The following is a 13,161-nucleotide window of genomic DNA, read 5'->3' on the forward strand; positions in this document are numbered from 1 at the left end:
GTCGCGACCATTTCGTAGACGGTGGTCGCTGCGGCGATCCGCTCTGCATGGGGGCGGCTCAGCCGTCCGTCGTCTGTGCCCGCCGGCGGGCAGGGTCTGGCATCGCCGACGAGGTCGCCCGCGGCACCGCGGGCCAACCGAACATGCATGAGGGGGATCACTGATTAGGGTCCGCGCCGACCCAACGCCTGACCGACACGGCCATGACCGACCCCGAGTGGCTGGAGCGTCCGCATCGCCAAGTACGAACGGGAGTACGCGGTCGAGGACCAGGTACCGGCGGATAGCGGGCACTCGCCCCTCTCGGTGCCGGTCCGCCGGCTGGATACCGCCCTCACGTCGCCGCCCCTGCGCCTGGCCACTCGCTCCTCCGCTCGCCCGCCGAGCTGACGGTCGCGAGCGCAGACATAATGAGCACGGTCGACGCCGCGCCAGGGTCCTCGTGGCCGATGGTGCGAGCGCCGAGATAGCTCGCGCGGCCCTTCCGGGCCTGCATACCGGCGGTCTGCTTCAGCCCCCGCACGGCGGCGTCGGACGCCGCTCGGGTGGCATTGGCCAGGTCGCCGCCTGTGTCGATGACGGCCTGGTAGGCGGTCACGGCCGGGCTGAGGGCGTCGATCATCGTCTTGTCGCCCTCGAGTGCCGCGCCGATCCGCTGGATGCCGGTGAGCGCAGCCGCCAACGCAGCCCCGAGTTGTGCCGCGGAGACGTCGGGATCCTCGCCGAGGGTTCCCGCGGCCTGCCGGAACCCGGTGCCGTACAGCGGTCCCGACGCCCCGCCGGTCTTGCTGATCAATGCCCGGCCGACCGTGGCGAGCACCGCACCGGGGGTGGACGGGTCAGTTTCGTCCAGCATTGCCACCGCCGCCTGCAGACCACGGCGCATGTTGATGCCGTGGTCGGCGTCGCCGACAGCGGAGTCGAGGCGGGTCAGATGATCGGCGTTCTCGGCCACCAGTCGGGCGGCCTCATGGATCCAGGCCCGGAACATGCGCGCGTCCATCGTCGCTTCTCCCCTCTTGGAGTTTGTCGTCGGTGTCCGAGGCCGCTCAGCGTCCCCAGCGCAGCGCGGGGGTCACGACCGGGGCATCCCACAGATAGGTGAGCTGTGGCGTGAGCCGGCACACCGTGATCGTGCAACCGGCCATCTCCAGGCTGGTCACGTAGTTGCCGACCAGGTTGCGAGTGATCCACACGCCATGGCCGGCGAGCCACTCGGCAACCGCGGCATACACCACGTACAGCTCGATCAGCGGGGTGCCACCCAGGCCGTTCACCATCACGAGCACTTCGCCTGAGAGCGGCATGTCGGTGTGGATGGCGTCCAGCGCGACACCGACGATCTCCCTGGCGGAGACGAGCCTGCCGCGGGCACGACCGGGCTCGCCGTGAATGCCGACGCCCAGCTCGATCTCGTCCTCGCCCAGCTCGAAACCGGGTTTGCCCGACGCGGGCACCGTGCACGGCGTGAGCGCCACCCCGAACGAACGGGACCGGTCGTTGACCTCCTGGCCCAAAGCCGCGGTCATGCCCAGGTCCGCACCGAGCTCGGCGGCCGCACCGACGATCTTCTCCACGAACACGGTTGCCCCGGTACCCCGTCGGCCCGCCGTCCACGTGCTGTTCTCCACGGCGACGTCGTCATTGACCACGACGCCCTCCACCCGCAGGCCGTCGTCGGCGGCCAACTCGGCGGCCATCTGGAAGTTCAGCACGTCGCCGGTGTAGTTCTTCACGATGTGCAGCACCCCCGCGCCGCCATCGACGGCCCGCGTGGCGGCGAGGATCTGGTCCGGCACGGGAGATGTGAACACCTCACCGGGACAGGCCGCATCCAGCATCCCGTACCCGACGAACCCGCCGTGCAGCGGCTCGTGCCCGGACCCGCCACCTGACACCAGGCCGACCTTCCCGGCGGTCGGCCCACCCGCGCGGACGATGTAGCGCTCGGACGTGTTGACCGTCAGCGAAGGATGCGCGGCGGCCACACCGACGAGGGCATCGGCAAGCACCTCATCGGGCGAGTTGATGAGCTTCTTCACGATTCAGCTCCCTTCTCAACTGGACAGGAACATCAGCGGAAATCGCTGTGCGTGGCTCTGGTCAGGACAGCGACGGCCGGCAGCACTGCTCGACAAGTCGCCAGACCTCTTCGGGGGTTCCCCGGGTGAGGGCGACGGCAGCCAGGGAGGCACAGGTGTCGTGGCGGAGCCGGCGGATACGGGCCCGGACCTCGTCGAGGGCGGCGGGGCCGACCGAGAGGCTGTCGCAGCCGACGCCGATGAGGAGGGGGGTCACGAGGGGGTGTGCGGCTGCGTCGCCGCAGACGGAGACCTGACGATGGTGGCGGTGGGCGGCGTCGACGACGCGGGTGATGGCGTCGAGTACGGCGGGATGTGCCGCCATTGCGGGGGTGGCAGTGGGGTCGCGCCGGTCCAGGCCCAGGATCTGGCAGGTGAGGTCGTTGCTGCCGATGGAGAAGAAGGAGGCTTCGCGGGCGAGTTCGTCGGCCGCGGCGACGGCTTCGGGGAGTTCCACCATGATGCCCAGCGGTGGCGTCGGGACGCCGACTTCGTCGGCTGCGGCCTGGAGGAGACGTCGGCAGGCGCGTAGCTCGTCGATGCTCGCGACCATGGGGATCATGATGCGCAGGTCGGTGTCGGCTCCCGCGCTGAGCAGGCTGCGGAACTGGTCGGCGAAAGCATTGGGTTGGGCGAGCATGAGGGGCAGGCCGCGGCCGATCCGCCCGCCCTGGAGGCGGGCGAGGAACGGCGGCAGTTTGTCGTCGGCGAAGTCGAGGGTGCGGGCCGTGACGACCTGCCCCGTGAGCGCACGCAGGACGGGGACGAGGGTGGCCGCGTGTTGATCGCGGGTGGGCCAGGCGGGATGGTTGAGGAAGGGCAGCTCGGTGCGGAGCAGGCCGATACCCTCGGCGCCCGTGGTCAGGGCTGCGCGGGCCTCGGCCGGGGTAGCCACGTTGGCCCGCAGAACTATGCGGTGCTCGTCCAGTGTCTCGGCGGGCAGGTGGCGCTCTTCGGCGAGGGCGAGCCTGCGGGTTCGGGCGTTCTCCATTGCGCGCAGAGCCCTGGTGCGTTCATCGTCGTCGGGGTGGTTGACCGCACTGGCCAGGTCGGCGTCGAGCAGGATCTCCTGCCCGTCCGGCAGCTCGAGCAGTTGGGGGTCGACGGCCAAGAGAAAGGGGATGCCCATCGAGCGCGCAACGATCGCAGCGTGGGAATTCGGGCCGCCGGTCACGGAGATGGCGGCTGTCACCGTCTGGCCGGGTTCCAGCAGGTCGGCGGCGCCGATCTCGTGGGCGACCAGGACGAGGGGCTGGTCGGGGGCAGGGCCGGTGTCGCCGTGCAGATGGGCCAGGACACGGCGGCCGACCTGCCGGACGTCCGCGGCGCGTTCGGCAAGGGTTGGGTCGTCCAGGGCAGCAATGGTTCCGGCGTAGGTGTCGACGGCCTGCCGGACGGCGACGGGCACCGGCTGGCCGTCGTTCGCCCGTTTGATGGCCTGGTCGCGCAGATCCGGGTCCTGCGCGATGTAGCTGTTGACTTCCATGATGTCGGCCTGTTCGTCCTTGCCCTGTTCGCGCAGTGCGGAGGACAGGTCGAGCAGGCTGGTGGCGATGGCGTCGAAGGCGTCAGTGATCTGCTGCGTGGGGTCGCCGCTGGTGCGCTGAGGGAGCACCGTTCTGGTGGGTGGCCGGTCGGTACGGTGGACGAAGCCGAGGGCTATGCCGGGTGCGGCGGTGTGCCCGGTGTAGGTACGGCGGTCGGTCATCAGGCCCCCACCGTCTCGGCGAGGGCGCGGAAGATGAGGGCGGTGGACGTGGCGCCCGGGTCCTGGTGTCCGATGCTGCGGGCGCCGAGATACGAAGCGCGGCCCTTGCGGGCCTGCATCGGGGTTGTGGCGCGCATGCCCTCTTCGGCGGCGTCGGCGGCGGCCACGGCTGCGGCTGCGAAGTCGGCTCCGGCATCGGCCTGTTGCTGGAAGGCTGCCAGTGCGGGCGCGTAGGCGTCGATCATGGTCTTGTCGCCGGGTGCGGCCGCGCCGAGCTTCTGGACGCTCGCCAGGCCGGCGGCGAGTGCGGCGGCGAACTGCCGTGTGTCGGTGGTGGGCGTTTCCAGGGCTTTGCCGATGGCGCGGAAGGCGCCGCCGTAGAGCGGGCCGGAGGCACCCCCGACGCTGGAGATCAGGGTGCTGCCCGTCTTGACCAGCACTGCCCCGGGGGTTTCTGCCTTGTAGTCGGCGAGTGCCATCCTGGTGGCGGAGAAGCCGCGGTGCATGTTGACGCCGTGGTCGGCATCGCCGATGGCAGAGTCGAGCTGGGTGAGGTGGTCCTTGTGCTTCTCCACCGCGGCGGCGATGGCCTGCACCCACGTACGGGCGAGGTCGGTGTCCACGGAGTCTCCGTTCCTGGTTGGGTTGGGTTGGGGCGTGGATGGCTGGCTGGCGTTGGGTGAGCCGGGGGCGGGGGCGGATGCGCGGGGATGCGGTCCGGGGAGAGCTGGCGCGGGAAGGCTCCGACCCGGCCCTCGCGTATTGCGCGGCCCCGCCCCCGACTCGGTTCAGGATCCCCAGCGCAGAGCCGGGGTGTTCACAGGTGCGTCCCACAGGGAGAGCATGTCGGCATCGGCCTTGCACACGGTGAGGGAAACACCGGCCATGTCCAAGCTCGTGACGTAGTTCCCGACCAGGTTGCGGGCGATGACGATGCCCTTGTCGGCGAGTGCGGTGGCGACTTCGTGGAAGACGACGTACAACTCGATGAGCGGTGTGCCGCCAAGGCCATTGACCATGACGATGGTCTCGTCTCCGGCGGCCAGCGGCTGGTCGGCGAGGATGGCATCCAGGGCGGTGGCCACGATCTCCTTGGCCGGGCGGAGCTTTTCCCTGCTGCGGCCTGGTTCGCCGTGGATGCCGACGCCGACCTCTATCTCGTCCTCGGGCAGGTCGAATCCGGGCTTGCCGGAGGACGGCGTGGTGCAGGCGGTCAGGGCGACGGCGAAGGAGCGGGAGGCCGCGTTCACGCGCTTGGCCATCTCGGCGACGGCAGCGAGGTCGGCGCCCTGCTCGGCGACAGCGCCGGCGATCTTCTCGACGAGGACGGTGGCGCCGGTGCCCCGGCGCCCGGCGGTCCAGGTGGAGTCCTGGACCGCCACATCATCGTCGACCAGCACGGTCTCCACCGTGATGTCCTCCTCGGCGGCCAGCTCGGCGGCCATCTGGAAGTTGAGGACGTCACCGGTGTAGTTCTTCACGATGAACAGCACGCCCGCGCCTCCGTCGACGGCCTGGGCGGCGGCGAGCATCTGGCCGGGGACCGGCGAGGTGAACACCTCCCCGGGGCAGGCCGCGTCCAGCATGCCCAGTCCCACGAAACCGCCGTGCAAGGGCTCGTGCCCGGAACCGCCGCCGGAGATGAGGGCCACCTTGCCGACTTTGGTGCCGCCCGCTCGGGCGATCACCTTGTTCTCGCCGTCGACCTTCAGGTCCCGGTGGGCAGCGGCGATCCCGGCCAGGGCCTCGTCCAGCACCGCCCCAGGATCGTTGATGAGCTTCTTCATGACAGGGCTCCTTCGGCATTGGCGGGCTGGGCGGCCCGGTTCTCGGCTGCGGAAGCTGCGTTGCGGTGGGCGTTGAGAGCGGTGTAAAGGACGCCGGCGGCGAGGGCGCCGACCACCTCGGCGGCCAGGTAGACGGGCAGCTGGTCCCAGTGGACCGTGCCGTCGAAAAGCTCGCCGGTGATCATCGGGCCGAGCGTCCTGGCCGGGTTGATGGACGCGGCGGTGGCGGGCGCCACCGGGATGATGATCGCGAACACGCCGAGGCCGATGGCCAGGCCCGCGAAGCCGCCGGCCGCGCGCCGGTCGATGGCCCCGAAGACGACGAAAGCGAGGATGAACGTGCCGACTGCTTCGGCGAAGAAGGCCTGCCCGGCACCGACACCGGTGCCGTAGGCGGCGATACCGAGGCCGACGTCGACCGCCTTCTTCCCCAGCACCCCGACGATCGCAAGCGCGCCCAGCACCGCCCCGGCCACCTGCGCCGCGATGTAACCAGGGACGTCCCGCCAGGGCATCTTCTTCGTGGCAGCGAGCGCCAGGGTGATGGCCGGGTTGATCTGGCAGCCGGAGATATGGCCGATCGCGTAGACCATGGCGATGACCGCGGTGGCGAAGGCCAGCGAGATCATTCCCAGCTGCGCCATGGTGAAGGGTGCGTCGCCGCCGACGATGAGCGTGGCGGGGACCGAACCGACGCCGATGAACACCAGCACCGCGGTGCCCAGCATCTCGGCGAGAAGCTTCTGTGGGTAGGTGTTTTCTTCCATTGATGGCGCCCAACACCAAGCGGTGTGGGCGTCTCACCTCCTCCGCGTGGAGCGGGCTGTGAAGGGAGGTGGCCGCCAGGTGGTCAGGGTCGGGAACAACCTGGCGGCCGGCTCAGGGGAAACCGGACAGCTTTAAGCAACCGGCTGCAAGAACGTTCATCATGGATGAACGTTGTTCCGGAAGTTAAGCCCGCGTTTCCTGCCTGTCAAGAGGTTCGGTGGCCATCGCGCTCCCTCGACAAGAGGAAGGCCCCACGGCGGCGTGCCGAGGGGCCTGGATCAGAGGGTGAGGCGCGGGAAGGAGGACAGCCGCTACCCGCCTGCAGGAGCAGGTCAGGTCAGGTCAGGTCAGGTCAGGTCAGGTCATCGTGGTGCGTGCGGACGCACTTCTGGGGGCGCCCAGGTCACGGGAGAGGTTGCGGGCGGTCTCCCGGACGGCGACCGCAAGCTCCTGACGTGCTGATTCGGCCAGCAGTCGCTCGACAGGGCCGACGACGCCGAGAGCGCCAACCACCTCACCGGAGCGGTCGAACACAGGAGACGCGATACCCGCGTCCCCGATGGCGGACTCCTGGTCCTCGATCGCGTACCCCGTCCTGAGGACCTCCTTCAGGTGGCCCGCCAGCTCCTCCGGGTCGGTGATGCTGGCGCCGGTGAGTACGGCCGGCTCGCCCGCGAGCAGCCGCTCGCGTTCGTCAGCCGGAACGAAGGCCACGATGGCCTTGCCCAGGGCACACGTGCTCCACGGGATGCTGGCGCCCACCTCGAGGATCTGCACCGCGCCCTCCGGCCGGAAGGCATGGTGCACCACCAGGACGTGGTCGCCGGTGAGCACGGCTACCCAGACCGCCTCGTTCGTCCGGTTCGCGAGCTGGTCCGCCCAGGTCAGCGAGCGGGTCCGCAGCTCCTGGGTGTCCAGGTAGGCGTTGCCCAGCTGCACCAGGTTCGGGCCGAGCTGGTACTTCGAGCTGTGCCGGTCCTGCGCCACCAGCCCCTCGGCCTCCAGCGTGCGCAGCAGCGCATGCACGGTCGGCTTGGCCACGCCCAGGCGGTCGGCCAGCTCGGTCACGCCCAGCCGGGGCCCGGTGGACGCGAGCTCCCGCAGGATCTGCACCGCCCGCTGTACCGCCTGAACCATCGAAAATTTCTCCTTGTTCAGTATTGATGAACAACGTTCCGAGATCTAAGGTAATTGTTCATGAGCACATCTGTCGGCATCGTACTCGTGTCCCACAGCGCCGAGCTCGCCGCGGGCCTTCGCCTGCTGGTGGAGCAGATCGGCTCTGACACGGTCCCCCTCGCCACTGCCGGTGGCACCGACGACGGCCGGATCGGCACCAGCTACGACCTCGTCCTGGCTGCCATCCGCAATGCCGACCGCGGAGCCGGCGTCGTCGTCCTTCCTGACCTCGGCAGCTCCGTCCTGACCGCCCGCACCGTCCTGGAAGACCATCCACGCCCCGACGTGCTGATCGTCGACGCACCCTTCGTCGAAGGAGCTGTCGCAGCCGTCGTCACCGCCGCATCCGGCGCCGACCTGAAGACCGTCGCCGACGCCGCCAAGGAGGCCCGCCATGTCCCCAAGCTCTGACCCCACCACCACGACCGCCACGACCACGCCCAAACACGAGACCGCCGTCGTCCTGCCCGCCAACCTCCACGCCCGCCCCGCAGGTCAACTCGCCCGGGCCGCAGCGGGATTCACCAGTGCCATACAGCTGGAGTACGCCGACCGGACGGTCAATCCGACCGGCGTCCTCGCCGTGATGGGCCTCGGTGCCACCGCCGGAAGCACCGTGACCGTCCGCGCCGAAGGCCACGACGCCGAACAGGCCGTCACGGCATTGGCCCAGATCCTCGCCGCCGCCGAGTAACCCGATCGCCACCAGCGGCACGGATCCAGTCGCCGCTCCTGACATGAGAAGCAAAGACCAGTGGAGGTGGCCGAGGATGAGCTTCCCCGCCCCCAGCACGTCTGACGCCGATATCGCCGCGCCCACGCGGGCCGAGCTCGTCTGCGCGCTGTCGCACATCCCCGAGGCCGTCTCCGCCGTACGCCGACGCGCACGCGCCGTCCTCGCCCAATGGCGCGTGCCCACCCCGACAGCCGACGACGCCCTCCTGGTGATCTCGGAGCTGACCACCAACGCGATCGTCCACGCACTGCCTCCAGCAGTGCTGCGGTTGTCCATGCCCGAGGTCGGCAGCCGCCGCGCCCTCCGCATCGAGGTCACCGACGCGGGGCCGGTACCTCTACGGCGCACGTTGCCCGACGGTCCCCACCTCGCCGAACACAAGGAAAACGGTCGCGGGACCGGCATCGTCGCGGCCCTCTCCACACGACACGGAATATCCCGCCGCCCAGAGAGGACCACCCGATGGGCCGATTTGCACATGGGGACTTGACCGCCGTGGCACAGCGGCCGCACGTCCCTGACGGACGTCACGGCAGGCACGAGGGACGGCCGAACCCCCGATGTGCAGGGATGGTGCCGCGACGCCATCCGTCAGACACCAGCACTGGGCGTGCCCGGTTCATCGACCCGGGCCGCGTGCACCGCTGCGGTCGTCGCTCAGAAGCCGGCCCGTTGCTGCGAAGCGGGCTGCGGGGTGGGGAACCGTGGTCGCCGGCGGGGAACGGCACAAACTGCGCCTGGCGCCCTGGGCAGACGTGCACCAGGCTGAGCCTGACGCAGGTCCGCCGTCTGCCCATGGGCGTGATCAGTGAGCCGGTGCAGCTCAGGCGTGTGCCGGGGCACGGTGTGGCCGCGCCGAGCGCAGTAACAACCCAACGGAACAAGTTGGCTTGACTCGTTGCGTGACTGGCTGGTGCCTGGCTTCAGTTGGCGCTCTCCGCGTCTGTGGCCGCGGCAGGAGCCGATTCTGTGCCGTTCGGCATGACCGCGGTGACCCAGTAGTGATGTGCAATGCCTTCAGGGGCGCTCGTGTCCGAGTAGAAGCGGGTGCCGGCGCTCAGTGGGACGCTTGTCAACCGTACGTACGACGAGGAGTGTCCGTCCCACCGATAGACGTGGAATCCCGTTGCGCCGGCGCAGTCCTCGGCGTGACAGCTCCAGGTCAGCTCCGCCCACGCTTCGCTGATCGACCTCGCGGTGAGTTCCAACGGCGCGCCGGGGGGCGTCGGAACCGTGGGGGTGACCAGGTCGAGTTCGGTCACGGTGACGAAGGAGAAGGTCTCGCCCGTGTCGAACCGTGAATTGCCCGACTCGTCGACGGCGACCACGGCGTAGCGCACGGTTTCACCGTCCGCGGGGGTCTCGTCGAAGTAGGAGGGGTGATCGCCGACGCTGTACCACTCTTCCCAGAGCAGGTAGTAGGTCCAGGTGCCATCCGCGTACTCGCCCTTGTAGACCTGGTACTGCGAGATGTCCTCGCTCTTGCTCGGCTGCCATGTGACCGCGACGCCGTCCTCTTGCGGGGTGGCGCTCACCCCTGCGACGGGAGCCGGTGCCAGTCCTTGACGCGGGGCTACGGCGGAGGCCTTCACGGACTTCACCGACTCGTTCGACTGGCTGTCCACGGCGGTGACCGTGTAGTCGTACTGCTCGTCGTGGAGCACGTACGGGTCGGTGTACGTGGCCGTCCGCACGTTGTCCTCCACGAGCCGGCCATCTCTGTACACGTGATAGTGATGGACGTCCTCGCTCGGCGAGGCGGTCCACTTCAGCACGATGCCGGTGCCGGACACGGGCGAGGCCGTGAGACCGGTCGGCGGGAGCGGCGGGTGGTCGCCGCGGGTAACACCGTCGACCGCTGACCGCGCGGACACATTGCCTGCCGCGTCCACGGCCGAGACGCGGTAAAGGTGGTGCAGCTGTTCCCGGGCGGTGGTGTCTGTCCAGGAGGCCGCGGTGACCGTGGCGACCTTGCTGTAGACGGGGGCCGAGTCGTCGTCCGTGATCTGGCTCGCCCGGTAGACGTAGTAGCGGGCGGCGCCCGTGACCGGCTGCCAGGCCACGGCGATGCCCGACGAGCGGTCCGTTGCGGTGAGCCCCGTGGGTACGGGGGGCGCGGTCCTGTCGGTGGTGGTGACGGTCTGGAGGGACGAGCTGCCGGATTCGTTGCCGGCCTTGTCCACGGCGCGTACGACGTACTGGTATCCGGCACCGGTGGCAGGCGGGCTGTCGGTGAAGGACGTCGTGGTGGGTGCGGCGATCCGGGTCCAGGCCGTGGCGCCGGCGAGACGCCGGTAGACGCGGTAGCCGGCAAGGTCCATTTCGGGGCTCTTCGCCCAACGGGTGGCGACCTTGAGGGTGGTGGGGTCGTAGGCCGCCGAGACTCCGGTGGGAGTAAGAGGCTTGACGGTGTCGACGGTCGCCGAAGTGCGGGGCGCATAGCCGAACTTGACGTTGGCGTAGCCCGTCCACGCGACGAAGTCGACGCGGATGCTGTGACGACCGCTCGGAATGGTGAGGTTGACGGTCCTGACCTGCGTCGTGGAGACGTTCTTCCACATGTCGACCTTGCGAGTGCCGTCGACATAGACGCGGATGCCGTCGCGGACGGCGATGGTGAAGCTGAAGGGTCCCCCGGAGCCGAAGTTGCGGGTGGTCTGCCAACGGACGCCGAAGTTGTCGCTGGGCAGTGTGACCCCCGCCGGGTCGCCGGTGCCGTAGTCCTCGTTGATCGAGGTGTCGCACGTGGTCAGCTTGGGCGTACCGCTGAAGGAGGTGTTCGGGTGGTACGTGGCCTTCCACACCCCATCCGCGCAGGTGGCGGCGGCGTGGGCGGTGGCCGGCAGGGCAAGTCCCGCAGTGGCCGCGGCGATGGCGGCGGCCGTGGCGCAGGAAGCGCGGAAACGCAGGTGCATGGGTATCGGTGAATCGCTCTCGGTCATGGGGGCGTGGAGGGCGGCGCCGGGCCATGGGGGGAGCACCGGCGCGAATGATCGCACGTCTGTGCGTTCGCTGTCAGCCCTTGACCATGAGCGGACCAGCCGCATCAACCTCACGTACGACAGGCCGCACAAGCAGTACAGCAGCGGAGTACAGCCGTGATCGCGACCGCGGTCGACCATGAGCAGCCGTCAACGGCCCATCGACCAGCCCGTTGGCCTTGGAGAAACGCCGACCGAGGGAGCAACGCGGGCCGCGCCGCGTCCGGTGCCCAGGCCCGGCTCGACCCGGTTCACACCTCCGCGATCCGCCGGGCGAACATGCAGCCCACGTTTCGCAACGCCGGAACCGTCCCAGCCGTATTGACGTGCAGGTACGAGGGAGCGCCTGGGATGCCGTCCCGGATCAGGGCAGGGCTGCGCAGGCCGACGGATGGATGCGAGTACGGACCACATGGATGCAATCCACGACGACGTAGCGGAGTTCGCGTTACTGCTGACGCGTCTGAAGAAGCGCACGGACCGCAGCTACGCGGCGCTGGCCCGCCGTCTGGGCATGACTGCCTCCACGCTGCACCGCTACTGCACGGGCGAGGCGGTCCCCCTGGACTTCGCCGGGATCGAGCGGTTCGCCGAACTCTGCGGAGCCTCCTCCGAGGAACGCGTGGAGTTGCACCGCCGGTGGATCCTGGCAGTCGCCGCACGGCAGCGACCACGCCCGTCCGATGCCCGGCGGGCACAGACGCCCGACGGCACCGCGAGCACCACGAGCACCACGAGCACCGCGGCAGCAGCCGCGTCCCCGAGCCCCAGCAGCCCGGCGGACGAGGCACCCGAGCCGATGTCGCCGTCCACCCCGGACTCCGAGCCGACGTCGCCGTCCACCCCGCGCCCGGGGCCGGCCTCCCCAGCCACTTCGCACCCGGGGCCGGCCTCGCCGGGCGACCCGAGTCCCCACGCCGGGCGGCCCCGACGACGGCCCGTGCGATCGATGGCACTGGCGGCCTCGCTCGCCGTCGCGCTCGCCGGCCTCACCACATCCGCTGCCGGACCCCCGTCCACCGGCGGTGGGTCGTCGGCTTCCGCCCGGACCACACCGAAAGCCTCCGCGTCGGCCACGCGCAGCGGCAACGGCCCGCAGGAGAACCGGACGAACGCCGGTACGGCCCCACTGTCGACCCCGCTCACCTGGACCGCCGACTCCCAGGTCTGGGGGGAACTCGAATGCGACCATAACTACGTCATCGCCAAGCCACCGCAGCAGGTCCCGCCGCCGCCGAACCCGGCGGACGCCGCGCCCTGGGCCGCGTCCCAGGGCGCGGTGCACGGGCGCGACACCAATGTGCGGATCACGGTGCAGGGACGCGGCTCCGCCGCCGTCGTCCTGGAGGCACTGCATGTGCGCGTGGTCAACCGCACCACCCCCACCGCCCGCCGGGGCATCGCCTACTCCACGGCCGATGGCTGCGGCGCCACCCTCCAGCCCCGCCACTTCTCCGTGAACCTCGACGCGCACCGACCCCTGACCCATGCCGTGCCGGCCGGCCGCCCGGACTCCCCGAGCTTCGCGGTCGACTTCCCCTACCGGGTGTCCCTGAAGGAGCCGGAGGTCCTGCTGGTCTCCGCGGGCACCGTGTCCTGCACCTGCGACTGGTACCTCGAGCTCGACTGGTCCTCGCAGGGCCGGAGCGGCACGGTGCGCATCGACGACCAAGGCCGCCCGTTCCGTACCACCAGCATCAAGGGGCTGCCTCACTACTGGTACCGCAACCCCGCCGGCTGGGTCCCCATGACCACCGCCGACGACAACGCGGAAACCGGCGACTGACGAGCGACGCCGGGTGAGTGTCCACCCGCTCCGTCTCCTCTCGGGTCGGGAGGGGCCTCCCGGATGCGCCGGGCTTCCCCACTGGAACCACCCGCACCTGTGCGGCAGTCTTCTTCCTCGTGGGGAATCTTCCGT

The 13,161-nt window shown here is 69.9% G+C and carries 12 protein-coding genes; 4 read left to right on the forward strand and 8 right to left on the reverse strand.

Annotation, left to right across the window (positions count from 1 at the left end; genetic code table 11):
- Nucleotides 1-334 precede the first annotated feature (334 nt).
- From dhaL (OOK38_RS12065) to OOK38_RS12095, 7 genes are all read right to left on the reverse strand, one after another.
- Nucleotides 335-1,003: a dihydroxyacetone kinase subunit DhaL gene (gene dhaL, locus OOK38_RS12065; protein ID WP_266761001.1), complete on the reverse strand. Its 669-nt coding sequence runs from the start codon at nucleotides 1,001-1,003 to the stop codon at nucleotides 335-337.
- Between the two features lie 46 nt (nucleotides 1,004-1,049).
- Nucleotides 1,050-2,042 carry a dihydroxyacetone kinase subunit DhaK gene (dhaK, locus tag OOK38_RS12070; protein ID WP_266760999.1) on the reverse strand — a complete coding sequence of 331 codons (993 nt, stop codon included), beginning with the start codon at nucleotides 2,040-2,042 and terminating at the stop codon, nucleotides 1,050-1,052.
- 61 nt (nucleotides 2,043-2,103) lie between these two features.
- Nucleotides 2,104-3,789, reverse strand: coding sequence for a phosphoenolpyruvate--protein phosphotransferase (locus OOK38_RS12075; protein WP_266760997.1), 1,686 nt, complete (start codon nucleotides 3,787-3,789; stop codon nucleotides 2,104-2,106).
- Nucleotides 3,789-4,412: a dihydroxyacetone kinase subunit DhaL gene (gene dhaL / locus OOK38_RS12080; protein WP_266760995.1), complete on the reverse strand. Its 624-nt coding sequence runs from the start codon at nucleotides 4,410-4,412 to the stop codon at nucleotides 3,789-3,791. The genes OOK38_RS12075 and dhaL (OOK38_RS12080) overlap by 1 nt, the downstream gene beginning before the upstream one ends.
- Before the next feature lie 165 nt (nucleotides 4,413-4,577).
- Entirely contained in the window at nucleotides 4,578-5,576 is a 999-nt protein-coding gene (dhaK, locus tag OOK38_RS12085) for a dihydroxyacetone kinase subunit DhaK (protein WP_266760993.1), read from the reverse strand.
- Nucleotides 5,573-6,343 carry an MIP/aquaporin family protein gene (locus OOK38_RS12090; RefSeq protein ID WP_266760991.1) on the reverse strand — a complete coding sequence of 257 codons (771 nt, stop codon included), beginning with the start codon at nucleotides 6,341-6,343 and terminating at the stop codon, nucleotides 5,573-5,575. The genes dhaK (OOK38_RS12085) and OOK38_RS12090 overlap by 4 nt, the downstream gene beginning before the upstream one ends.
- Before the next feature lie 358 nt (nucleotides 6,344-6,701).
- The gene (locus tag OOK38_RS12095; RefSeq protein ID WP_266760989.1) at nucleotides 6,702-7,481 is read right to left on the reverse strand and encodes an IclR family transcriptional regulator; all 780 of its coding nucleotides are present in this window, start codon (nucleotides 7,479-7,481) and stop codon (nucleotides 6,702-6,704) included.
- 60 nt (nucleotides 7,482-7,541) lie between these two features.
- Between OOK38_RS12095 and dhaM the strand changes: the two genes are divergently transcribed.
- The 3 genes from dhaM to OOK38_RS12110 all read left to right on the forward strand — a co-directional run bounded on the left by dhaM (nucleotide 7,542) and on the right by OOK38_RS12110 (nucleotide 8,749).
- Complete coding sequence (gene dhaM / locus OOK38_RS12100) at nucleotides 7,542-7,934, forward strand: dihydroxyacetone kinase phosphoryl donor subunit DhaM (RefSeq protein WP_266760987.1); 393 nt, start codon at nucleotides 7,542-7,544, stop codon at nucleotides 7,932-7,934.
- Nucleotides 7,918-8,217: an HPr family phosphocarrier protein gene (locus OOK38_RS12105; RefSeq protein WP_266760985.1), complete on the forward strand. Its 300-nt coding sequence runs from the start codon at nucleotides 7,918-7,920 to the stop codon at nucleotides 8,215-8,217. Before dhaM ends, OOK38_RS12105 begins: the two co-directional genes overlap by 17 nt.
- 76 nt (nucleotides 8,218-8,293) lie before the next feature.
- Complete coding sequence (locus tag OOK38_RS12110; RefSeq protein WP_266760983.1) at nucleotides 8,294-8,749, forward strand: ATP-binding protein; 456 nt, start codon at nucleotides 8,294-8,296, stop codon at nucleotides 8,747-8,749.
- 433 nt (nucleotides 8,750-9,182) lie between these two features.
- Here OOK38_RS12110 and OOK38_RS12115 read toward each other — a convergent pair whose 3' ends face one another.
- The gene (locus OOK38_RS12115; protein ID WP_266760981.1) at nucleotides 9,183-11,201 is read right to left on the reverse strand and encodes a fibronectin type III domain-containing protein; all 2,019 of its coding nucleotides are present in this window, start codon (nucleotides 11,199-11,201) and stop codon (nucleotides 9,183-9,185) included.
- 451 nt (nucleotides 11,202-11,652) lie between these two features.
- On the opposite strand from OOK38_RS12115, the gene OOK38_RS12120 reads away from it, so the two are divergent.
- A complete protein-coding gene (locus tag OOK38_RS12120; protein ID WP_266760979.1) occupies nucleotides 11,653-13,026 on the forward strand; it encodes a transcriptional regulator in 1,374 nt (457 codons plus the stop codon).
- The last annotated feature ends 135 nt before the right edge of the window (nucleotides 13,027-13,161 follow it).

Source organism: Streptomyces sp. NBC_00568, assembly GCF_026341855.1.
Lineage (GTDB): Bacteria > Actinomycetota > Actinomycetes > Streptomycetales > Streptomycetaceae > Streptomyces.

Excerpts from the sequence above, each read along its gene's own strand:
- OOK38_RS12090 (WP_266760991.1), bottom strand. The coding sequence starts at position 6,343 with ATGGAAGAAAACACCTACCCACAGAAGCTTCTCGCCGAGATGCTGGGC.
- OOK38_RS12110 (WP_266760983.1), top strand. The coding sequence starts at position 8,294 with ATGAGCTTCCCCGCCCCCAGCACGTCTGACGCCGATATCGCCGCGCCC.
- OOK38_RS12115 (WP_266760981.1), bottom strand. The coding sequence starts at position 11,201 with ATGACCGAGAGCGATTCACCGATACCCATGCACCTGCGTTTCCGCGCT.
- OOK38_RS12075 (WP_266760997.1), bottom strand. The coding sequence starts at position 3,789 with ATGACCGACCGCCGTACCTACACCGGGCACACCGCCGCACCCGGCATA.
- OOK38_RS12120 (WP_266760979.1), top strand. The coding sequence starts at position 11,653 with ATGGATGCAATCCACGACGACGTAGCGGAGTTCGCGTTACTGCTGACG.
- dhaK (WP_266760993.1), bottom strand. The coding sequence starts at position 5,576 with ATGAAGAAGCTCATCAACGATCCTGGGGCGGTGCTGGACGAGGCCCTG.
- OOK38_RS12105 (WP_266760985.1), top strand. The coding sequence starts at position 7,918 with ATGTCCCCAAGCTCTGACCCCACCACCACGACCGCCACGACCACGCCC.
- dhaM (WP_266760987.1), top strand. The coding sequence starts at position 7,542 with ATGAGCACATCTGTCGGCATCGTACTCGTGTCCCACAGCGCCGAGCTC.
- dhaL (WP_266761001.1), bottom strand. The coding sequence starts at position 1,003 with ATGGACGCGCGCATGTTCCGGGCCTGGATCCATGAGGCCGCCCGACTG.
- OOK38_RS12095 (WP_266760989.1), bottom strand. The coding sequence starts at position 7,481 with ATGGTTCAGGCGGTACAGCGGGCGGTGCAGATCCTGCGGGAGCTCGCG.